Genomic DNA, 22,072 nt, shown 5'->3' with positions numbered 1-22,072 from the left:
CGGGTCAGCGCTGCCCTGCCATCCGCGCCATGGCCCGGACGGCCACGCCCATCGCCAGCACCGGGGCCGCCGCCACGAGCGCGACGTCGGCCACCATCGGCAGCTGCTGGTAGTCCAGCAAGACGTAGCGCAGCAGGTCGAGCTGGTAGCTCACCGGATTGACGTAGACCAGCACCTGCAGCCACGCGGGTAGCCGGACGACCCATCCCCCGCCCAGCGCGTGGATGCCCAGCCGGGCGAGCTCCGCTCGCAGTGTATCCGGAATCTCCAGGAAACCGACCCCTCCGATGATCCCCTTGAGCGGGAAGACCGAGCCGGAGAGGAAGTAAAGCGGCAGCACGACCCCGTTGGAGATGCTGCCGAATCCCTCGAAGCTCCGCATGCGGCTGGCAATGAGTACACCGATGGACGTCATGGTGATGCCCATGCAGAAGACGACGGCCCAGGCCAACAGCAACCGGTCCGGCGCCAGGGAGACGCCGACCACCGGAGCGAAAGCCAGGGCGATGGTCGCCTGGATGAGGGCCACCGTCGCACCCCCCAGCACCTTGCCCGCCGCCACCGACGTTACCGGGGCGGGCGACACCAGGACCTCCCGCATGAGCCCGACTTCCCGGTCCCAGACCAGGGCGATGGCCGATTGCGTGCTCGCGAACAGCACGTTGAGGGTCGCGACGCCCGGGAGCATGTACTGCGCGTAGGTGTACCCCTCGATGTCCCGAAAGGAGGCCCCCAACCCGAACCCCAGCACCACCAGCCACAAGACGGCCCTCGACACCCCGCCGAACCATTGGGAGCGCTCCCGCCGGTAGCGCAGGAGCTCCCGGCGCCACACGATCCAGGCAGCAGCGAGGTAGAAAGCCGGAGAACGGGCCAGCCGGGCCACACCGGCGGCACCGCTCATCGCGTATGCTCCCCTCCCCGCCGCCCGAAGCTCAACAGCCACTCCCGAGGGCTTGCGTCCGGGTCGCGCAGCTGCCGGCCGGTCAGCTGCAGGAAGACGTCCTCGAGCGTCGGGCCGCCCAAAGAGCGCTCCTTGAGGGCCGACGGCGTATCCACCACCAGGAGCTGGCCGCGGTCGATGATGGCTACCCGGTCGCACTGTTCCGCCTCCAGCATGTTGTGGGTAGTGAGCAGCGTGGTGACGCCGCGGGAGCGCAATGCCGCAATCTGTTCCCAAAGCTTGCGCCGGCCCTGCGGGTCGAGGCCCAGCGTCGGCTCGTCCAGGAAGAGTACCGCCGGGCCGTGCATGAGCGCCCGAGCCAGCTCGAGCCTTCGCTTCATCCCCCCGGAAAAGGTACGTACCAGGTGGTGGGCGCGCCCCTGCAGCTCCGCCCACTCGAGCGCCCTCTGGATGGCCTCTCTACGGTGCCGCCCTGCAATCCCGTAGAGCACCGCGTGAAACTCCAGGTTTTCCCATGCCGTCAGGCGGTCGTCCAGAGCGGGCTCCTGGAAGACCACACCGATGAGAGAGCGTACCTCCCGGGCGTGGCGCGTCACGTCGAGCCCCATCACCCGGCCCCGGCCGGAGGTGGGCGGCAGCATGGTGGTGAGCATGTGCACGGTGGTGCTCTTGCCGGCCCCGTTGGGACCGAGCAAGGCCAGCATCTCGCCCGGCCGCACCGATAGGTCGAGCCCGTCAACGGCCACCGTGTCGCCGAAACGGCGGGTCAAGGCCTCGCAGGTGATCGCGTCCGCCGGCTTCATGACGCAGCCGGCAACCGGAGGGCGTCGCCCAGCGCCGCCGGCGCTCATGGCACGATCCCCACGACCACGTCGTGAGTGCCCCTGCCCGTGCTGATGTTCTTCACGACGGTGAGGGTGGAGGTGTCGATCACGGAGACGCTGTCAGACAGCCCGTTGGCGGTGTAAACCTTCTTCCCGTCGGGCGTTACCGCAATGCCCCACGGGCGGCGCCCCATCCGCTCCCGGATCTCCTTGATCACGTCGAGACTCTGCGTGTCGATGACGAAGACCGAGTTGGTCCCGCCCGCCGCCGCGAACAACCGCTTCCCGTCCGGCGTGAGCGCCAGGCCCACCAGGCGAGTGTTGGTGCCGAGCCGGACGGTGTGGATCACCTGGTGGCGGGATGGGTCGATGACCGAGACCGTGCCCCCGATCTCGGCGGACACGTACGCGCGCTTGCCGTCGCGTGAAAAGATCACGATGCGGGGGCGGGCACCCACCATCACGTGCTTGACGACCCGGAGCTCCCTGGCATCGATGACCGTGACCGTGTGGCTCACCTCGCCCGTCACGTAGACCCACCGCCCGTCCGGGCTGACGGCCACTCCCTCCGGCTCGATGCCCGAGGGAAAGCTCCCCAGCACCTCACCCGTCCGGATGTCGAACCCCGTCGCCTGGGCGGCGTCCTCGTTGGCCGCCCACAGCTGCCTCCCGTCGGGGCTGACCGCCAGCCGCTCCGGATCGCTCCCCACGCGGAACTTTCCTACGACTCTGGCCGTCGCCACATCGATCGCGACGATCCCGTCCTCGTCGCTTTCCACCTGGGGGGCGAAATCGCTGAGGGCCACGTAGACGGTCTTGCCGTCGGGGCTCACGCCCAGGCCCCGGGGCCGGACGTCGCCAGGGCGGTTGGAGACCCGGATGGTGGCGATCACCTCGTCCTTCTCCGGGTCGATGACGCTCACGGTCCCCCCGTACTCGTTGGAAGCGAACACGCGATAACGCGGCCCCGCTTGTCCCGCGCCGCCCGCCGCAGCGGCCAGCACCACCACGAGGGCGGTCAGGACGACGGCCGTCACGGCCTTCCGGTTCACCGGCCGGTCACCTCCCGGAGCTGCCGGAGCCGAAATGGCACTGGCTCCGGTTCGCCAGGTCGCCGATCTGGTCGAGCATCTCGTTGGGGCTGAAGCCCGGCCGGTGGGTCTCCGGAAGTTCGCCTGCCAGCGTGGCCAGGTCCCAGGCGCTCTCGGCCCGGTCGTTGACTTTGACCAGGTAGAGCGTCTGGCGGAGCTGGTGATCCCACGGCCGGAAGGAGACCCCGATCCCCTTGTGGACGTCGAAGGTGGTATCGGGCGCCTCGAGGTACTGGACCAGGGCCCGCCCGTCGGTCGTACCCGCGAACGACGCCGCTTCCCAGAGGATCTTCACGGCCTCCCACGCGGCCCACGCGCTCGGATCCATGGGCATCCCCCAACGCTCGCGATAGCGGGCGTTGAGCTCCCGGCCCCCGTAGTCGTCCAGGCTCGCCTCCCACAGGACCGCCCGGTGGCCCGCTCCTGCGCGGGGCGCGGTGTTACGGGCCGCGGCGAAGAAGGTGCGGGTCTGCGCGACCGCCTCCGGAAAGCCCGTCACCGGATACGACAGGCCGGCGGCCTCGTACTGGCCCAAGAAGTCCAGCTGCGCCACCGCGCCGAGCAACAGCACCACCAAGTCGGGACGAGCCCGCGCAATGGCGTCGAGAGCCCGGCCAAACTCCGGTTCGTCCTCCCGCACCTCGGCGCTGCCTGCCTCCTTGCCACCCCAGTGGCGCCGCTCCAGGGCATACCGGCCGCGGGCCAGAAGGGCACGTCCCTCGTCCGTGGCCGCCGTCACGAAGAACCACTGGCGGATGCCTTCCCGCACGAACCAGTCGGCCAGCGCGTCCAGGTACATGGCGGCGCTCGCCTCGAAGTGGAAGGTGAACCGACGGCACGATGCCCCCCGGAGCGCGTCGCTCGCGCAGCCGATGTTGAGGAACGGCACCTCCGCCTCATCGGCCACCCCCGAAAGAGCCTGGCAGGTCGCCACGTCGAACCCTCCCACCAGGGCGAAGACTCCCTCCAGGTCCACCAGGCGCTCGGCCGCCCGCTTCGCCGCTTCTGCCGTCGGGGCGCTCGACACCAGCACCTCCAGCTGTTTGTCCAGCATACCGGCGACCTGGCCCAGCTCCTCCCCCGCCATGATCGCCCCTTGCAGGGCCGCCTGGCCGGCCACCTGCTGGGAAGCGGCCCGCACGGGGGTCAACCCCGTTCGGGAGGGCACGACGACGCCGATCCGGAGCGGTTGCGAGGTGGCGGCCCTCGCGGTCAACGGTTGGGAAGCGCTCATGGAGAGACGCTTCAACCGGCTCCCGGCCACCAGGGCACCGGCGGCGGCACCGACCCGGCACAAGAGCCGTCTTCGGGTCAATGATGAGTCGCTCATCACCAGTTCACCGCTTTCGGGTCTCCCCGGTAGAGCGAGCGAATGTAGGCCATGATCTCCCATATCTCGTCATCTTTCAGGTGGCTGCCCCACGCCGGCATCCCGTTGGGGCGCCCCTCCTTGATGGTCTTGAAGACGGTGGCATCATCCCCGCCGTAGATCCACTGCGTATCGATGAGGCTGGGCCCCATGCCGCCGCCTCCGCCGGTGCCGTGGCACCCGTAACAACCCCACTTCATGAAGAGCTTCTTGCCCTCGGCGATGGCCTCAGGATTCCCGGTATAGGGGTTGAGCTTCTTGGAACCCTCGGCCGTCTGGTGCTGCGGGGCCGCCGCCTTCACCGCAGGCGCGAGCAGCTCCCACAACGCCAGGGTATCGGCGCTCGGCTGCCCGAGCTCTGCCCGTTGCGGATCGGTGGCGGATGGACTGGCCTCGCTCTCCTGATCCATGCCCGGGACGGGAAGGGTGGGTACGCCGTATTCGTGCAGAATGCGCTGGATATCCCGATATCGCCGCTCGATCACGCCGTCGAGCAGCGTTTTGAGGTCCTCGTCTCCCTGCCGCACACCCATCGAGATCGAGTAGACCATCGGGAGAAACGGCGGTTCGATCTCGGGGGAGACGGGCACCAGCTCCAATTTGACAGGCGCGTGGCGGGCGAAATAGCCGGCGATGGGCCCCCACACCACCGCCACGTCGACCTCGCCCTTGACGACGGCGTCGACGATGGGAGAAAGAGGCGCCGGGGAGTCGTAATCGCCGTACACGCTGTAGCCGCGCACCTGGTCGACGATGCCCCGGTTGGCCAGGGCGTGGGCAGGCGGGCTGTTGGCGTAGTCGTCGCCGATCATCTGGATCCCGATCCGCAGCTCCTTCAGGACAGGGTCGTCGAAAGAGCGGACGTGGACTCCCCGGTCTGCCCGGTAGACGAACACGTAGGAGCTCCGATAGTACGGCTCCGTGGTCAAGGCCAGCGGATACCCGTCAGGGACGCCCATGATGACGTCACACGAGCCTTCCCGCAGCGTGTCGCGCACGGCTCCTCGCCGCTGCGGCCACCATTCGTAGGCGAGCGTGGCGTGGAGCTCGTCGGCCACCAGAGCCGCGATGCGGTTTTCGAAACCCTGGAGCTTCTGGTTGGAGTAGGGTAGATTGTTGGGGTCGGCGCAGACTTTGAGCTCCCAGCGCCGCCTGGCAGGGGCGGAGGAGGGTGAACGCGCACCGAGCCCGCCGACGATGGCCGACACTATCGTCAATCCGGCCGCCGCCATGAGCAGGGTGCGACGTGCCAGAGTCATGGTTGGTCACCCGCTTACCTCAGGGTTGCAGTTGCTGGGCGTCGAGGAAACCGGGGCGGCGCACCGCCCCCGAGCCCTGGTGGGGCCGGAAAGACGCCGGCCCGGGTGCGCCCGCCCCGCCCTCGAGAGGATCAGAGGCTGAACACGTAGAGCATGCCGCCCTTGTTGGTGTACCGGACCAGGTCGCCCCAGGCGTTGACGGCGCCCAGCGCCCCGGTCGGGTCGTCCAGCGACAGGTCGCCGGCGACGGTCAGCCCGGCCCAGCCGCCCACACCGGACAGGACGGCGACGTATTGCTTCCCATCGGGCCCCTTGTAAGTCATGGGGCTGCCAATGATGCCGGAACCGGTCTTGAACTTCCACAGCACTTTGCCGGTCCTGGCGTCGACGGCCTTGAACCAGCCGGCCATGTCACCGTAGAAGACCACGTCGCCGGCGGTCACGAGCGCTCCACCCCACAGCCCGACGGGCTCCTTGATACTCCATACTTTCTTGCCCGTCGTGGCGTCCCAGGCGATGAACTCCCCGCGATGGCCGCCGGGCCCCGGGTAGATCTTCACCGTAGCGCCCACGTACGGGACGCCCGCCACGTAGGCCGCCTCGGTGCCTTCATAGTCCATGCAGAGGTTGTTGGTCGGCGAGTAGAAGAGCCCGGTCCTCGGCGAGTAGGCGGCGGGCTGCTGGTCCTTGCCACCTTGCGCCGACGGGCAGATGTTGGTCACGTTGACGCCCTGCTTGGTACTCTTCTCGGGGTTGCGGATGGGAAGCCCGGTCTTGAGGTCGATCCCCTTGGCCCAGTTGACGTGGACGAACGGCTTGGCCACCAGCACCTCGCCGGTCGCCCGGTCGATGGTGTAGGCAAAGCCGTTGCGGTCGAAGTGGACCAGCACCTTACGGGTCCTGCCGTTGATCTTCAGGTCGACCAGGATGTGCTCGTTGACCCCGTCGTAGTCCCACTGGTCATGCGGCGTGGTCTGGTACGCCCACTTGAGATGACCGGTGTCGGGGTCCCGGGCGAAGATAGTCATGGACCACTTGTTGTCTCCGGGGCGCAGGTCCGGGTTCCATGTCCCCGGGTTGCCCGAGCTGTAGTACAGGAGGTCGAGCTCGGGATCGTACGAGAACCAACCCCATACTGCCGAGCCACCGATCTTCCACTGGTCCTTGGGCCAGGTCTCGACGCCGAGGTCCTTCCCCTTGAGGCTGGCGTAGAACGGCTTGAAGTCCGGGCCGATCAACACGTCTTCGTCGGGCCCGGTCGTGTACGCCCTCCACACCTGCTTGCCCGTCTTGATGTCGTTGGCCGTGATGAACCCGCGGATGCCGAACTCCCCGCCGCTGATTCCGCTGATCACCTTGTCCTTCACGACCAGCGGCGCGGCCGTAATCGTTTCGCCCTTGGAGACGTCCCCCTGCTTGACCGACCAAACGACCTCGCCGGTCCCGGCGTCCAGCGCATAGGTATGGGCGTCGAGGGTGTTGAAGAAGATCTTTCCATCGCCGTAGGCGACCCCACGGTTGACGACGTCACAGCACGCGACCCCGATGGACCTGGGGTCCGTGGGTGGGACGAACTTCCACTTGATGGCAGGGCCGGGCTTGGTCAGGTCGAGAGCATAGACGATGTTGGGAAAGGGGGTCACGAAGTACATGGTGTCGTTGACGACAAGCGGCGATCCTTCGTGACCCCGCAGGACGCCGGTGGAGAAGGTCCAGGCCACTTTGAGGTTCTTGACGTTGGAGGCGTTGATCTGATCCAGCCCGCTGTAGCGGGTCACCGAGTAGTTCTTGCCGGGCATGACCCATTGGGAATCGTCGGACTGGAGCTTCACCAGGTCGCCTCCGGCGCCGGAGGCTGCGAGCGCGACCGCCGAGGCGAGGAGGGCCCACACCACCAAGAGGGCAACGACGAGGGCCGCCCGACCACGCAAACCACACGATGGGTGCCACCACGACCGGTTCTGCACGGCTCGTTTGCACCTCCCCGATCGATTGCCTTCCCTACCCGGCCTCCCCCCGCCGGGCTCTTCTCCAGGCCATCCCCCCGGTTGCACGAACACGACGGCCCCTCCCGCATCACCTCCAGGGAGCGGTTTCAGATCGGTTCCCATTCTGGACGGGACTCATCAGTCTGTCAATACCGTATTCACGATGTTGGTAGTATTATCATGGGTGGCGGCAAGAGGCCGGGGCGCCGGGCATACGACTCACGGGATCCGCAGCGGCCCGAGGGCCGTTTGCAAGCGCTGTCAGAAAGAGTGAGGCTTCTCGTGGACTTCATTGAAATTGCTCATCTGTTCAAGGAATTCCCGAACGGTGAGGCGGGCTGGCGCCCCGTCTTGTGGGACCTTTCGCTATCCGTGAGGCGCGGAGAGTTTGCCGTGCTGCTGGGGCCCTCCGGGTGCGGGAAGACGACCCTGCTGCACCTGATCGCAGGCCTCGATCGCCACTACCGGGGAAGCCTCACCCGCCAGCCCGGCCGCATCGCCTTCGTCTTCCAGGAGCCGCGCCTTCTCCCGTGGCTGACCGTCGAGCAAAACCTCCGGCTCGTTTGCAGCCGGGAGCGACCGGCATCCATCGCTCCGCAGGTGGAGAGCTGGCTGCGTCGAGTCGGGCTCGAGAGGTGGGGCCGTGCCTACCCGCACCAGCTATCGGTAGGCATGCAGCAGCGAGCCGCGCTGGCGCGGGCATTCGTGATCCGGCCGGATCTGCTGCTGCTGGACGAGCCGTTCAGCGCACTGGACGAGGTGACGGCGGAGCAGGTCGCCGACCGGACCCTGCAACTATGGCTCAGCGAGCGGCCCACGGTGCTCATGGTCACCCACCGCGTGGAGGAGGCGGTCTTCTTCGCCGATCGCGTCTGGATCCTCACACCCTCGCCGGCCACCGTCCACGCTCGGATCGACATCACGCTCCCGCGCCCGCGCTCTCGCACCCATCCCGAGTACTGGCAGGAGGTCGCCCGCGTCCGCCACGCGGTGCACGACGCCTGCACCCGGCCGGCCACGCTCTAGCCCGCCCGCGCCTCGGCCCCGCTCCCGGCCATGGCCTCGGCCATCTTCACGAAGACATCGACGGCACCCGGATTGGCCATCGCATCCGCGCTGACCGCTTCATGGACGGGCACGCCCAGAAGGATGCGTTTGACGGGGACTTCCATTTTCTTCCCATTGAGCGTGCGGGGCACCTCGGGAATCTCGTAGATAGCGTCGGGCACGTGGCGGGGTGAGAGTTCGCGCCGGAGCTTCTCTCGAATGGCCGACTGAAGCGCGGCGTCCAGGACGGCCCCCTTCTGCAACACGACGAACAGGAGCAGCTTCCCCTCGCGGCCGAGCTGCCCCGTGTCCACCACCAGGCTGTCGACCACCTCCGGCAGCTCCTCCACCACCCGGTAGAACTCGCTGGTCCCCATCCGCACGCCGCCCCGGTTGAGCGTGGAGTCGGACCTCCCGTAGATCACGCAGCTGCCCTGGGGCGTGATCTTGATCCAGTCTCCGTGACGCCAGACGCCCGGGTACATCTCGAAGTAGCTCTGCCGGTAGCGCTCCATGCCGGGGTCGTTCCAGAAGAAGACGGGCATGGAGGGCATCGGCTCGGTCACGACCAGTTCGCCGACCTGGCCGACCAGGGGCCGCCCGGCGGCATCCCACGCCTGGGCATGCACCCCAAGCCCCCGGCACTGGATCTCGCCAGCGCGGACCGGCAGCGTCGGGCACGAGAGCACGAAGGCGGTACAGACGTCGGTGCCGCCGCTGATGGAGCCGAGGAGCAGATCCCGCTTCACGTGCTCGTAGACCCAGTGGAAGCCCTCGGGAGGCAGGGGAGCCCCGGTCGACCCCAGCGCCCGCAGGCGGCCGAGGTCATAGCGGGCGGCGGGTTGGAAGGACGCCTTCATCAGGGAGAGGATGTAGGGCGCGCTCGTGCCGAAGTAGGTCATGCCCGTTCGTTCTGCGAAAGCCCAGAGGGCCCCGAGATCCGGGTATCCCGGACTCCCGTCGTACAGCAGGACGGTGGCGCCCACCGCAAGGCCGCTCACGAGGAAGTTCCACATCATCCAGCCGGTCGTGGTGTACCAGAAGAAGCGGTCGCCCGGGCCCAGGTCGAGGTGCAGCGAGAGCGCCTTGAGATGCTCGAGCAGGATGCCTCCGTGGCTGTGCACGATGGCCTTGGGAAGGCCCGTGGTCCCCGACGAGTAGAGGATCCAGAGCGGGTGGTCGAAGGGCACCGGCTCGAAGGAAAGCCCCGGCTCACCCCCTGGGCCCCCGTGTGCCTCCAGCAGGTCCTTCCAGGTCACCGCCCCGGGAATGCCGGAGAGATCCGGATCGTCGCGCAGGTACGCAACGACGACGGTGTTCCGCAAAGTGGGCAGCTGCCGGCGAATTTCGGCGAGGTGGGCCAGGCGGTCGAACGCTTTACCCCCGTAGCGATAGCCGTCTACCGCCAGCAGCACGGCGGGCTCGATCTGGGCGAATCGCTCTACGACGCTGCGGATGCCAAACTCCGGGGCACAACTCGACCAGATGGCTCCCAGGCTGGCGGCGGCCAGGAACGCCACCAGCGCGTGCGGGCCATTGGGCAGGTAACCTACCACCCGATCCCCCCGGCGCACCCCGAGGGCCTTGAGGGTAGCGGCCAGCCGGGCCACTTCGGCGGCGAGGTCCCGGTAGCTCATGACCTCGAGCGGTCGCCCCTCCGCGGCGAACATCACGGCCGGCGCCTCGTCCCGGCGGCGCAGGGCATGCTCGGCATAGTTGAGCTCGGCCCCTTCGAACCACCGGGCGCCCGGCATCTGCCGCCCTCCGAGCACCCGGGCATAGGGCCGGTACGCTTGGATCTCGAAAAAGTCCCAGATCGACGCCCAAAACGCCTCGACCTCGGACACCGACCAGCGCCACAGGGCGTCGTACGAGTCGAACGAGCGGCCTTTGTGCCGCTCGAGCCAGCGCAGGTAGCGGGTGAGGTTGGCCCGCTCGATCTGGCCGGAAGACGGCTGCCAGAGCAGCTCCCCTTCGTCCACGGCCCGGGACCGGGCCGCTCCAGCGTCATGCGCCACCGGACAAGCCCCCCTGCCTGCCCGCCGATGCGTCCGGGCAGTTGCAAGCGCTTTCGATAGCCGTGCCCGTTATCCCTCTTGCTCTGCCGGGCCGCCGGTGGCCGTGCGGTAAGGCAGCACGGCGCGCCGTATCATCGCGTCGTACGGGCCCGGGGCATACCCGAGCTCGCGGCGCGCCTTGTCCGATGCATAGTAAAGGTGGTATCCGGCCAGGCGGGCGTGTGCGGCGGTCAAGGGAGGCGCCCGGCGCGACAGCCACGCGGCCGCCTCCAGCGCCGAGGCAGCGGCTCGCACCAGCGCCGCCGGCACCCTCCGCCGGGGAGGCCGGGCGCCGGCGGCCCGGGCCAAATCCGTGAGAATGGTGCGAAAGGCGACGTCATGGCCGCCCAGGATGTAGCGCTCGCCCGTACGGCCTCGCTCCACGGCGGCCAGGTGACCGGCCACGACGTCCTCCACGTCACAAAAGGTGGTGCCGCCGTCGATCCACCCCGGCACGGCCCCCGCGACCGCCCGTTGCACCAGCGTCCCAGGGCGCGGGGCATCGTCCCCCAGGATCGTGGCCGGGTTGACCACCACGGCGTCGAGACCCCGGCGCACCAGGGCCAGGATCCGCTGCTCCCCCTCCCACTTGGAGATGCTGTACGGGTTACCCAGGCGATAGCCGTTGAAGGAAAACGTCTCGTCCGCAGGCCGGCCGTCCAGGGGAAAGCCGACGGCCGCGACAGAGCTCGTATAGACGAGCCGCCCCACCCGTGCCCGCAAGGCCGCCTCTGCGACCCTCCGGGACCCTTCGACGTTGACGGCCCACTGGCGGGAGCGATCCCCTCGCCACCACGACAGATGGCCTGCCACGTGGAAGACCACGTCGATCCCCCGCATGAGGATCTCGAGTTCGCCGGGCCTCGCCAGGTCGACGACCGCCCACTCGATCGGCAGGCCACGCAAGCGCGACGTATCGGAGCTTTCACGGCGCACGGCCAGCACGCGATCACCCCGCCGTACCAGGGCCCGTACCAGGTGGCGGCCCAGGAAACCCGTGGCTCCCGTGACCAGCGCCCGCAAGGTATCCCTCCGCTTTCCAGGGCCGTTCGTAGCAGCCGGATTCGGGATGTTCGTCCCGTGACCTCCTGCCCGGCGTGAGGGATAATGCAAACGGTGCACATCACCGTCGACGGGAAACGTGCCCGGGAAGCGCAGGGTACGCGGCCGTCGGTGGTAAGGAGCGATGGGGGTTGCCCAAGCCGGCGACTGCGGTGCGTCATGCCCGATACGACCTCAACGACCGGCCGTTCATCGTCATCTGGGAGGTCACGCAGGCGTGCGACCTGGCCTGCAAGCACTGCCGGGCCGAGGCCCAACCACTGCGCCACCCGCGGGAGCTGGACGGCGCAGAGGCGCGGGCGCTCATGGACCAGGTCGCCTCGTTCGGGCCGCCACCACCGCTTTTCGTGATGACCGGCGGCGACCCGTTCAAGCGGCCCGACCTCTTCGAGCTGGTAGAGTACGGCGCCAGGATCGGGCTACCGGTCTCCGTCTCGCCGTCCGGTACGCCGTCGCTCACGTACGACAACCTGGCCCGCCTGCGGGAAGCCGGGGCTGTGGCGCTTTCGCTGAGCCTCGACGGGTCCACGGCAGAGATTCACGACGGATTTCGGCGGGTGGAGGGCGTCTACGGCTGGACACTGGCCGGGTGGCGGGCGGCCCGGCAGCTGGGCTTCAAGGTGCAGATCAACACCACCGTGACGCCGCACAACCTATACGATCTGCCCGAGATCCTGCGCCTCGTGCGCGAGCTTGGCGCCATGACCTGGAGCCTCTTCTTCCTGGTGCGCACGGGGCGGGGGCGCGCCCTCGACGCCATCACGCCCGAGCAGTTCGAGGACGTGTTGCACTTCCTGTATGATGCCGACAAGGTGGTCTCGCTCAAGACGACGGAGGGTCATCATTTCCGGCGGGTGGTCATCCAACGGCAAATCCTGGAGCGGCGCGGCATCCCCCCAAGCGATGCGCTGGTGCTCGGGGAGACCTACCGGGAGCTGCGCAGGCGCCTGGAGGCCGTCGCCCCGGACGTCGACTTCGACGGGCGCTCGCCCATGCGACGCACGCCCCTGGACGTCAACGCCGGGCGCGGGTTCGTCTTCATCTCGCACCTGGGCGTCGTCTACCCGAGCGGCTTCCTTCCTCTGGCGGCAGGCAGCGTGCGCGAGCGGCCGCTGACCGAGATCTACCGCCAATCGCCGCTCTTTCGCTCGCTGCGCGACCCCGATCGCCTGGAGGGCCGCTGCGGGCGGTGCGAATTCCGGGCGGTATGCGGCGGGTCGCGCTCCCGAGCCTTCGGCGCCACGGGCAACGCGCTGGCCGAGGAGCCGTGGTGCACCTACGAGCCCGGCTCGTTTCCGTTTCAGGACGAACTCCATCCGTACCTTGCCGCGAGCCCAGCCTAGCCGGACGCCCTCGCCACTCGCGCCCGGGAAAACGACGAACTGCACCACCGCTCTCTGCGGTTTCCGGCCACGAGCTATAGGGTAGCTTCGCCCTGCCGCTCCGACTCGGAGATACCCCTGAACCGCGCCCTACCTCTTCACAATGGCCATGAGTCGGAGCCTGGATCCTGCGCCATCGGCGCTATCCTGGATGAAGCAGCAGACGCATACCCGTCGCCTGCAACGCCCAGCGTGAACGACGGCACCCATGCCAAGACAAGCAACACCGCCAGCAACAGAGCTGCCGCTATTCGTCTCATCCCTGAGCCCCTCTTTCTATGAGTTTATGCCATAGCGTCACGCTGTGTCTGAAATTGGCATATCACTATAAGCGCACACCAGTCAAGGGAACCTCTGTTCGTTGTGGAGGCCCGATGCGCACCAGCCCGGGGGTTGTATAGTACTATAGTCTCAGCCTACTCTCAGAGGAGGTCTATTTCATGGATCGCAGCGTGGCGAAAAAACTGCAGAGGCTCTTCGAGACGGCGAGGCGCCCCGACGGTGGTCGGTGGACGCTCGATCAAGTAGCCCAGGCTACGGAATTGTCTGTATCCTACGTGTGGCGCCTGAGATCGGGAAAAGCCACTAACCCGACCAAATCGGTGCTTGAGAGGCTCGCCTCCTTCTTTGGCGTTCCGGTGACGTACTTCATCGCCGGTGACACCGAGTCAGCGGATACGGCCGTGCAACTCCCCGGGGAGGAAGAGGTCCAGGTTGCGTTGCAGGATGCCTCGCAGCAGTGGGCGGCGGGAAACATCGGGAGGGCAGAGGAGGCCGCGAGAGTCGCCATCGAGAAGGCTTCACATCTAGGTCGTGCCCCGCTGATAGCGAAAGGGTGGCTGACTCTGGCTCGCATCCTCGCCCGGGCCGACAGGTTCGATGAAGCACGTGCGGCCCTCTCCTCGGCGTTCCATGCGCTCGCTGGTTCAACTCCCGGGGCGGAATGGGTTCAGGCCATGTTGGCGCGGTCGTATCTCGAGTACCTTGAGGACCACCTGAACAGCGCATACGTGTATGCCCACCAGTCCTTGGCAGCCGCGGAGGCGGCGAAGGGGGACAGTTTTACCCGATACGAGGTACTGTTGCACGTCGGAACCCTTGCCCGGCACGTGGGGCATCTCCAGGAGGCGGTCACGTATCTCGAGCAAGCTCGGGTCATCGCCCAGCAACTCGAAGAGCGATATGTGGTTTCAGCACTCGTCAACCTCGGCCTGGCTCTTCTCGACGGTGGTCAAGCAACGGTCGCTCTCGAGCACTTCCAGGAGGCCCTCAACATCGCTATGCGCATGCGGTACCCTATCGAAGTGAACAGGGCACAACACAACATAGGACTCGCATACGAGGAACTAGGACGTTGGCGAGAGGCGATCGAGTCGTTTACCAAGAGCCTCGGATCCACAGAGGCTCTTGGCGACGTGCGTCTGCTCGCCTACAACCACATGGAGCTCGGCTGGTGCTACGCCAAGATGGGGCAGCGGGAGGACGCGCTCCGGCATGCATACATGGCCATTGCCCTGGCCGAGGAACACGAGCGCCCCGGCGACAAGGCCCGGGCCCACTGGCACCTGGGCCGGGTGCTGGCGGTCATGTCGGAACTGAACGAAGCCGCCTCGCACTACGACACGGCCTTGCAACTCATGGAGCAGCTGGAGCTGGACGCGGAGCTCGCTAAGTTGCAGCTCGAGTACGCGGACCTGCTGGCGAAGCGGGGCGAGCATGTCCGGGCGGCGGAACTCTACCGTAAGGCCGCCATGAACCTCTTGCGTCCACCCTCGCTGGCGAAGTACCTCCTCACCGGGCCGGTCGTGCCCGCGCAAGGCGTAACAGAAACCGCAAGCCACGAGGAGCCCCACGGCGCCGCGCGGAAATGAGCGTCGCCGCACCGGGGAGGTAACCCCTTGCCCAGGTGCTAAAGCCTGAGCGACTGCTCCGCCGGGCTGCCGGCCGAGTACGCCGCGGCCGTCGGCCCCGACGGCGTGCTGACCCCAGTGGAGTGGCCTTTCGCGCGGCGATACGGTGGGTGATACAGCCGGAGCAGCAGGATGACCTGCGCCGGCCGGGTGAGCTCTTGCGCATCTGACGTGCACGGAGAAGACCGTGCGAGCGGGCAAGGAGGGTTCAGGCGTGGCAGGTCCTGCGTGGGTGCTGGAGCGGCCCGGCACCGAGCACCCGGGCACCGTGTTACGAAGGCTCCTCGAAGGGGAGCCCATCGTGGTGGCGCCGGGGGCGTTCAACCCGCTGGTGGGGCTGATCGCGCGCAAGGTGGGGTTCCGGGCCCTCTATTTCTCGGGTGCCGCCTTCTCGGCCAGCATGGGGCTGCCCGACCTCGGGTTGTTCACGCTGACGGAGCTGAGCCAGGCGGTGCGGCAGCTCTTTCGCGCCACCGGGCTTCCCATCGTCGTGGACGCGGACACCGGCTTCGGAGAGGCGCTCAACGTGGCCGCGGCGGTGCGGGAGCTCGAGGAGGCGGGGGCGGCTGCGATCCAGATCGAGGATCAGGAGATGCCCAAGAAGTGCGGCCACCTGAGCGGCAAGTCCGTGGTGGCGGCCGAAGAGATGGTCGCCAAGGTGGCGGCGGCCGCCAGGGTCCGCCGAGAGGCCCTGATCGTGGCCCGGACCGACGCCAGGGCCACCCACGGGTTGAGCGAAGCGGTGCGACGGGCCCGCCTCTACCTGGAGGCGGGGGCGGACGTGATCTTCCCCGAGGCCCTCGAGAGCGAGGAGGAGTTCCGGACCTTCGCCCGGCAGGTCCCGGCGCCGTTGCTCGCCAACATGACCGAGTGGGGCAAGACCCCCTACCTGAGCGTGGAGCAGTTCCGGGCGATGGGCTACAAGATGGTCGTCTTCCCGGTGAGCACGCTGCGGGTGGCCGCACGTGCGGTAGAGGAGGTCCTGGTGGCGATCCGGGAGCGCGGCACCCAGGCGGATTTGCTGGATCGCATGCAGACCCGCCGGGAGCTGTACGACCTCATAGGCTACGAGGAGTACGAGCGGTTCGACCGGGGGCTTGCCGAGGAGGGCCGCCACCGCGCCGGCTCCTAGCCCCGCCGTCCACCATTCACCTCTCTCCCGTCCCCAGGCGTAGCATGGGGGTGCGCCGGGCCCAGGACGCCGCTCCTGGGAGCCACCCACCCCGGTGCATGCGCACAGGCCGCTCGCCGGCCGGTTGGGGGAATGCGTCGTGAGAGGCAGGCTGTCGCCGGGGCGCCGCCCGCGGCAGGTCGGCATGCTCGCCCGGATCGTGGCCGCCCTGGCCATCCTTGGTCTCGTGATGGGTTCGAGGGCCGTCCACGCCGCTGCAGGGTCGCCGTCACGCCCGTTGACGGTGGTGCGGCTGTCGGAGGTCGCACGTTCCGTCTTCTATGCGCCCCAGTACGTGGCGCTGGCAAAGGGGTTTTTCGAGCAAGAGGGGCTCGAGGTGAAGCTGGCCACCGCACAGGGCGCCGACAAGGGCATGGCGGCCCTGCTGTCGGGGTCGGCGGACATCGGCTTCTTCGGCCCGGAGGCGGCCGTGTACGTGTACCAGCGGGGCGCCCAGGACTACGCGGTGGGCTTCGCGCAGCTCACGCAGACGGACGGCTCCTTCCTGGTGGCCCGGCACCCGACGGGGCAGTTTCGTTGGACGGACGTGCGGGGCAAGACCATCATCGGGGGGCGCAAGGGAGGCGTGCCCGAGATGGTGCTGGAGTGGGTCTTGCGCCAGCACGGCATCGACCCCCACAAAGACGTCCAGATCATCACGCACCTGGCCTACGAGGCGGCCCCCGGCGCCTTCGAGGGCGGCATGGGCGACTATATCGCCCAGTTCGAACCGACCATGACCGCCATGGAGCAGCGCGGGATCGGCCAGATCGTCGCCTCGCTGGGGGTCGAGGGAGGCGAGATCACCTACACCGTCTACCACGCCCGCAAGAGCTTCATCCAGCAGCATCCGGACATCATCCAGCGTTTCACCAACGCCATCTACCGGGGCCAACTGTGGGTCGCGAGCCACTCCATCCCCGAGATCGCTCAGGTGGTCGCACCCTTCTTCCCGGGCATGGATCGTTCGGTGCTCGAACGCTCCTTGCAGCGCTACAAGGACCAGCGTACCTGGAAGACGACCCCGGTCATCTCCCGCAAGGGATTCGACCACCTCCTGGAGGTCATCCAGGCAGCCGGCGAACTGAAGAGCCGGGTACCCTTCGACACGCTCATGACCAACCGCTTCGCCGAACGCGCCGTGGCCCAACTCACGCCGTCGTCGTGAGCAGGTGGTACCGATGCACAGGACGACCATCCGCCCGGCGGAGCAGCAGGTGGGGCAGTCGGCAGGCCGGGTGTCGGTCGAAGACGTCTCCTATACCTACCACAACCACCGGGGCGAGACGCGGGCCATCGCCGGCGTCTCGCTCGAGGCCGCTCCCGGCGAGTGGGTCGGGATCGTGGGCCCGAGCGGATGCGGAAAGAGCACCCTCTTCTCCATCGTAGCAGGGCTCCTGGCTCCCGACCACGGCGAAGTGCGGATCGACGGGGAGTCTGTCCGAGGCCCCCGGCCTGACGTCGGCTACATGCTCCAGCAGGACTGCCTGCTCGAGTGGCGCACGGTGCTGGACAACGCGCTCCTGGGGCTCGACGTCCGGGGGGCCCGTACGCCCCAGGCCGTGGAGCGGGTCAAGCAGATGTTGAGGGTATCGGGCCTGGCCGGCTTCGAGCGGCGGTTGCCCAGGGAGCTCTCGGGAGGGATGCGCCAGCGGGCGGCTCTCGTGCGAACCCTGGCCCTGGATCCGCGGGTGGTGCTGCTCGACGAGCCCCTCTCTGCCGTGGACGGGCAGACCCGGCTGTTGCTCGAGGAGGAACTGGTGAGGGCGTTGCGGCCTCGGGGCGCCACCGTGCTGCTCGTCACCCACGACATCGGCGAGGCCATCGCCCTGTGCGATCGGGTGGTGGTCCTGACGCACCGCCCGGCCCGGGTCAAGGCCAACTACGTCATCGACCTGGGCGCCGGGGCCGACCGCCTGTCGCCCCTGGAGGCCCGCCGGTCGGCTGCCTATTCCGACTACTTCTCGGCCATCTGGAACGACCTGGAGGTCCACGCATGACCGCCGCTCATCGCCGATACGTCAAGGCGCAGCGACGGGCCCGCCTGGCCGCAGCGGCAGGGCAGGCCGCCCTGCTGGCGCTGTTGCTCGGGGGCTGGGAGCTGGCCGCCGACCAGGGATGGGTTTCTGCATTCCTGGTGAGCCGGCCTTCCGCCGCCGCCGGCGCCATCCTGCAGCTTGCCTCCCAGGGGCACCTCTGGGTACACCTGGCGAGCACGGCGCTGGCCTCTGCAGCCGGCTTCGTGGCAGGCACCGCTCTCGGGGTCGCCATCGCGGCCGCCCTGTGGTGGTGGCCGTACCTCGCCCGGGTGCTCGAACCTTACCTGGTCGTCTTCAACGCGATCCCGAAGGTGGCCCTGGGCCCCCTCTTCATCGTCTGGCTCGGCACCAACGTGCAGTCGGTGATCGCCATGGCCATCGCCATCACGGTCGTCGTGGCCGTGGTGGTCGTGTTGGGGGCCTTCGTGGAGACGGATCCGGCCAGGGTCCAGCTGTTGAGGTCGCTGGGAGCGCGGCGCGGGCAGATCTTTCGCATGCTGATCGTGCCATCGGCGGTGCCGGCCATCATCGGCGCGCTCAAGGTCAACGTGGGCCTGGCGCTGGTGGGCGCGGTCACCGGCGAGTTCCTGGCCGGCGGGCGGGGGCTCGGGTACCTGATCGTGTACGGCGGGCAGGTGTTCGACATGAACCTCGTCATGGCCTCGCTCGCCCTGCTGATCGGGCTCTCCGTGCTGCTCTACGCGACCGTGGCCCTCCTGGAACGGGTCATGCTCCGCCGCTTCGGCACGCAAGAGCACGAACAGCACTCGTAACGGCTCGCGAGAGGAACCCCTGCCACGCGGCACGAAAAGGGTTGCCACTACCCCGCGACGCACCGCGTCACGGGGTGAAGCCGAGGGGGGCGAGATCTCGTGCGTGGATCGTCGCTGGGCATGCGGTTGCGATGGAATGTCCACGTTCTGCCGGTCGTCGTGCCGTTAACCGTCTTGATGGCCTTCATGGCTGTTTTCGTCACGACTCCAGCTCTGGCCGAAGGTTACCCCTCGCGGCCCATCACCGTCGTCGCTCCAGCAGGTCCCGGGAGCGGATGGGACCTCACGGCCCGCACCGTCTCGCAGGTGCTGACCGAGACCCGCCTCGTCCCCGTGGCGATGCCCGTCGAAAACCGGGCCGGCGGGGGCGGAGCCGTCGCTCTCAGCCACGTCGTACAAAACCGCAAGGGAGACCCCAACACGCTCATCGTCTTCTCGCCACCGCTCATCCTCATCCACCTCAACAAGCAAACGCCTTTCAGCTACCGCGATTTGACGCCGCTTGCACGGCTCTTCAACGACTACCAGATCATCGGGGTGCGCTCCGACTCCCGCTACAAGTCTCTCGACGAGCTGATGGCGGTCCTTCGGCAAAACCCGAAGGGCCTGGTGGTCGGCGGCGCGTCGGCTCCAGGTAGCATGGACCACCTCTCCTTCATGATGGCCGCCCAGCAATCGGGCGTCGACGTGCGCAACGTGCTGTACATCAGCTTCCCGGGTGGATCGGAGCTCAACGCCGCCCTCCTGGGAGGCTCCATCGACATCGTCTCAACCAGCGTCGGCGACATCCTCGGGTACATCGAGGCCGGCTCGGTCCGGGCCCTGGCCGTCACCTCGCCGGAGCGCCTGACCGACCCCCGCCTCTCCAACGTCCCGACGCTCAAGGAGCTCGGCATCAACGCCACGTTCGAGGTGTGGCGGGGCATCTTCGGGCCGCCCGGCATGCCGGAGGAGGCCCGCACGTACATGTCCAACGCCCTGGCCAAGATGGTCCAGACGCCGGAGTGGAAGGAGATGCTGCGCCGGTTCAACTGGCATCCGGGCTACCTGCCGGGAGACCAGTTCAAGGCTTACCTCGACGGGCAAGAGAAGCTCATGGGCAACCTGTTGAAAGAGATGGGGCTGCTCAAGTAACGGAGAAAGGGGGGCCGCCATGCGCCGGCACCACGACCCGGCTCACCGGGTGAGCGTCGATACGACGATCGGGCTGTCGATGGCGCTGGTCGCGCTCTGGTACCTCTGGGAGGCATGGAAGCTGCCGCGCTTTCAGATGACCGTCGTCGTGGACGCGCACGTCTTTCCCATGGCGGTGGGCGTCGCCTTGCTGGCGGTCTCCCTCCTCCTGGCCGCCCGTCCCGGCCCTTACGCCGCGCCCGAGGGCTTCCACTGGAGGATGCCGCAGCTGTGGCGTGCGGCTGCGGTCGCGCTGCTGAGCCTGGGGTACGTGCACGTCCTGGAGCCTCTGGGCTTCGTGGCGGCTACCTTCGCTTTCCTGGTGGCCGTCCCGCCGGTGCTGGGCTGGCGCCGGTGGGCGAGCACGGTCGCGGTGGCCGCCACCTTCTCCCTGGCCATCTGGTACTTCTTCAACAACCTGCTGCAGGTGCCTCTGCCTCGCGGCGTCTGGCCCCTGTAGCGATACCGATACGGGAAGCAGGCGAGGCCGCCCATGGACGTCCTGTCGATGCTGGGCCACGGTTTCTCCGTCGCCCTGCAGCCCATCAACTTGTTGCTCGTGTCTCTCGGCGTCATCGCCGGGACGGTGGTGGGAGTGCTGCCCGGCATCGGACCCATCAGCGCCGTGGCGCTCCTCATCCCCATGACCTTCAAGCTGCCTGCCGTTTCCGCCATCATTGCCATGGCCGGCGTATACTACGGGGCGATGTACGGCGGTTCCACGACGTCCATCCTGCTCAAGACGCCCGGCGAGGCCTCTTCGGTGGTGACGACGTTCGACGGCTACGAGCTGGCCCGCCAGGGTCGCGCCGGCAGCGCCCTGGGCGTCGCCGCCATCGGATCGTTCATCGCCGGAACGCTCGGCGTGGTACTCATGATGGTGGGCGGCCCGCCGCTGGGACGGCTGGCGCTGGCGTTCCAACCCCCGGAGTACTTCGCGTTGATGCTGCTGGGGTTGACGGCCACGGCCTCCTTTGCCGAGGGTTCGGTGGCCAAGGCACTCATCTCCATGCTGGTAGGGCTGGCCCTGGGTACCATCGGCATCGACCTGCAGACCGGCACGACCCGGTTTACCTTCGGCAACCCCGAGCTCCTGGACGGGGTCGAGTTCCTGGTCGTGGCGCTGGGGCTGTTCGCGATAGCCGAGGTGCTCTGGGAGGTCGTGCAGCCGGAGACGCTGGCCCAGCGCATCCCGGTCAAGACGCCCTACCCGACCCGGGAGGACCTGCGCCAGTCATGGAGGCCGATGCTCCGGGGCGGGCTCATCGGGTTCCTGCTGGGGGTACTGCCCGGTGTGGGGGCCAGCACCTCGTCGTTCATCGTCTACAGCATCGAAAAGCAGGTTTCCAAACACCCGGAGCGCTTCGGGCGAGGCGCCATCGAAGGCGTGGCGGCACCAGAGTCTGCCAACAACGGGGCTGCCTCGGGCGCGATGGTGCCGCTGCTCACCCTGGGCCTCCCGGGGTCGGCCACCACGGCGGTCATGCTGGGAGCGCTCATGATCCACGGCATCCAGCCAGGGCCGCTGCTCATCCCCCAGCACCCCGAGATCTTCTGGGGCCTCGTGGCGAGCATGTACATCGGCAACGTGATGTTGCTCATCCTCAACCTGCCCCTCGTGCCCCTCTTCGCCCGGATCCTCGACATCCCCAAGCCCCTGCTGCTGGCAGCGGTGGTGGCCTTATCCTTCATCGGGGTGTACGCCATCAACAACAGCCTGCTGGACCTCCTGATGCTCATCGCCTTCGGGGTGCTCGGGTTCGTCATGCGGGTCTACCGATTCCCGGCGGCGCCCATGGTGCTCGCCATCGTCCTCGGGCCGCTCATGGAGCAGACCATGCGCCAGGCCATGATGATGTCCCGCGGAAACCCGTCCATCTTCTTCACCCGGCCGCTATCCCTGGTCGTGCTCGTGCTGTCCGCGCTGTTGCTCCTGGTGCCGATGATGCGCCGCAGGCGCGCGCCGGCGAGCTTGCCGAGCGGCACGCCGGCGTGAGCGAGCGACGATGGGAAGCCCGGGCGG

Annotated in this window: 18 protein-coding genes; 10 read left to right on the top strand and 8 right to left on the bottom strand. The window is 68.0% G+C overall.

Annotated features, from left to right (window positions below; translation table 11 throughout):
* Positions 1–4: 4 nt before the first annotated feature.
* The 6 genes from U7230_RS14945 to U7230_RS14920 form a co-directional block, all read right to left on the bottom strand.
* Entirely contained in the window at positions 5–904 is a 900-nt protein-coding gene (locus tag U7230_RS14945) for an ABC transporter permease (RefSeq protein WP_324716627.1), read from the bottom strand.
* On the bottom strand, positions 901–1,707 hold the full coding sequence (locus tag U7230_RS14940; protein ID WP_324716626.1) for an ABC transporter ATP-binding protein: 807 nt from the start codon (positions 1,705–1,707) through the stop codon (positions 901–903). Before U7230_RS14940 ends, U7230_RS14945 begins: the two co-directional genes overlap by 4 nt.
* Before the next feature lie 44 nt (positions 1,708–1,751).
* The gene (locus tag U7230_RS14935) at positions 1,752–2,780 is read right to left on the bottom strand and encodes a YVTN family beta-propeller repeat protein (RefSeq protein WP_324716625.1); all 1,029 of its coding nucleotides are present in this window, start codon (positions 2,778–2,780) and stop codon (positions 1,752–1,754) included.
* 7 nt (positions 2,781–2,787) lie between these two features.
* Complete coding sequence (locus U7230_RS14930) at positions 2,788–4,149, bottom strand: ABC transporter substrate-binding protein (RefSeq protein WP_324716624.1); 1,362 nt, start codon at positions 4,147–4,149, stop codon at positions 2,788–2,790.
* Positions 4,149–5,447 carry a quinoprotein dehydrogenase-associated putative ABC transporter substrate-binding protein gene (locus U7230_RS14925; protein ID WP_324716623.1) on the bottom strand — a complete coding sequence of 433 codons (1,299 nt, stop codon included), beginning with the start codon at positions 5,445–5,447 and terminating at the stop codon, positions 4,149–4,151. The genes U7230_RS14930 and U7230_RS14925 overlap by 1 nt, the downstream gene beginning before the upstream one ends.
* Positions 5,448–5,578: 131 nt before the next feature.
* Positions 5,579–7,342 carry a methanol/ethanol family PQQ-dependent dehydrogenase gene (locus tag U7230_RS14920; RefSeq protein WP_404980700.1) on the bottom strand — a complete coding sequence of 588 codons (1,764 nt, stop codon included), beginning with the start codon at positions 7,340–7,342 and terminating at the stop codon, positions 5,579–5,581.
* Positions 7,343–7,717: 375 nt separating this feature from the next.
* Between U7230_RS14920 and U7230_RS14915 the strand changes: the two genes are divergently transcribed.
* Complete coding sequence (locus U7230_RS14915; protein WP_324716621.1) at positions 7,718–8,461, top strand: ABC transporter ATP-binding protein; 744 nt, start codon at positions 7,718–7,720, stop codon at positions 8,459–8,461.
* Here the strand turns inward: U7230_RS14915 and U7230_RS14910 are convergent.
* On the bottom strand, positions 8,458–10,500 hold the full coding sequence (locus U7230_RS14910) for an acetoacetate--CoA ligase (protein ID WP_324716620.1): 2,043 nt from the start codon (positions 10,498–10,500) through the stop codon (positions 8,458–8,460). The genes U7230_RS14915 and U7230_RS14910 overlap by 4 nt on opposite strands.
* 69 nt (positions 10,501–10,569) lie before the next feature.
* Complete coding sequence (locus U7230_RS14905) at positions 10,570–11,562, bottom strand: NAD-dependent epimerase/dehydratase family protein (protein ID WP_324716619.1); 993 nt, start codon at positions 11,560–11,562, stop codon at positions 10,570–10,572.
* Positions 11,563–11,732: 170 nt separating this feature from the next.
* Between U7230_RS14905 and U7230_RS14900 the strand changes: the two genes are divergently transcribed.
* The 9 genes from U7230_RS14900 (at position 11,733) to U7230_RS14860 (ending at position 22,045) form a co-directional block, all read left to right on the top strand.
* A complete protein-coding gene (locus U7230_RS14900) occupies positions 11,733–12,944 on the top strand; it encodes a TIGR04053 family radical SAM/SPASM domain-containing protein (protein WP_324716618.1) in 1,212 nt (403 codons plus the stop codon).
* A gap of 479 nt (positions 12,945–13,423) precedes the next feature.
* A complete protein-coding gene (locus U7230_RS14895) occupies positions 13,424–14,854 on the top strand; it encodes a tetratricopeptide repeat protein (protein WP_324716617.1) in 1,431 nt (476 codons plus the stop codon).
* 253 nt (positions 14,855–15,107) lie between these two features.
* On the top strand, positions 15,108–16,025 hold the full coding sequence (gene prpB, locus U7230_RS14890; RefSeq protein WP_324716616.1) for a methylisocitrate lyase: 918 nt from the start codon (positions 15,108–15,110) through the stop codon (positions 16,023–16,025).
* Between the two features lie 139 nt (positions 16,026–16,164).
* On the top strand, positions 16,165–17,232 hold the full coding sequence (locus tag U7230_RS14885) for an ABC transporter substrate-binding protein (RefSeq protein WP_324716615.1): 1,068 nt from the start codon (positions 16,165–16,167) through the stop codon (positions 17,230–17,232).
* 13 nt (positions 17,233–17,245) lie between these two features.
* Entirely contained in the window at positions 17,246–18,064 is an 819-nt protein-coding gene (locus U7230_RS14880) for an ABC transporter ATP-binding protein (protein WP_324716614.1), read from the top strand.
* Positions 18,061–18,876, top strand: a complete 816-nt coding sequence (locus tag U7230_RS14875; RefSeq protein ID WP_324716613.1) for an ABC transporter permease — start codon at positions 18,061–18,063, stop codon at positions 18,874–18,876. The genes U7230_RS14880 and U7230_RS14875 overlap by 4 nt, the downstream gene beginning before the upstream one ends.
* Positions 18,877–18,975: 99 nt before the next feature.
* The gene (locus U7230_RS14870) at positions 18,976–20,010 is read left to right on the top strand and encodes a Bug family tripartite tricarboxylate transporter substrate binding protein (RefSeq protein WP_324716612.1); all 1,035 of its coding nucleotides are present in this window, start codon (positions 18,976–18,978) and stop codon (positions 20,008–20,010) included.
* Between the two features lie 19 nt (positions 20,011–20,029).
* On the top strand, positions 20,030–20,509 hold the full coding sequence (locus U7230_RS14865) for a tripartite tricarboxylate transporter TctB family protein (RefSeq protein WP_324716611.1): 480 nt from the start codon (positions 20,030–20,032) through the stop codon (positions 20,507–20,509).
* A 33-nt stretch (positions 20,510–20,542) separates the two neighbouring features.
* Entirely contained in the window at positions 20,543–22,045 is a 1,503-nt protein-coding gene (locus U7230_RS14860) for a tripartite tricarboxylate transporter permease (protein WP_324716610.1), read from the top strand.
* Positions 22,046–22,072 lie beyond the last annotated feature (27 nt).

Origin of the sequence: Limnochorda sp. L945t, from assembly GCF_035593305.1 — a bacterium.
Classification (GTDB): domain Bacteria; phylum Bacillota; class Limnochordia; order Limnochordales; family Geochordaceae; genus Carboxydichorda; species Carboxydichorda subterranea.
The sequence above is the reverse complement of the archived record's forward strand: the minus strand, read 5'-3'. Positions and strand labels throughout refer to the sequence as shown.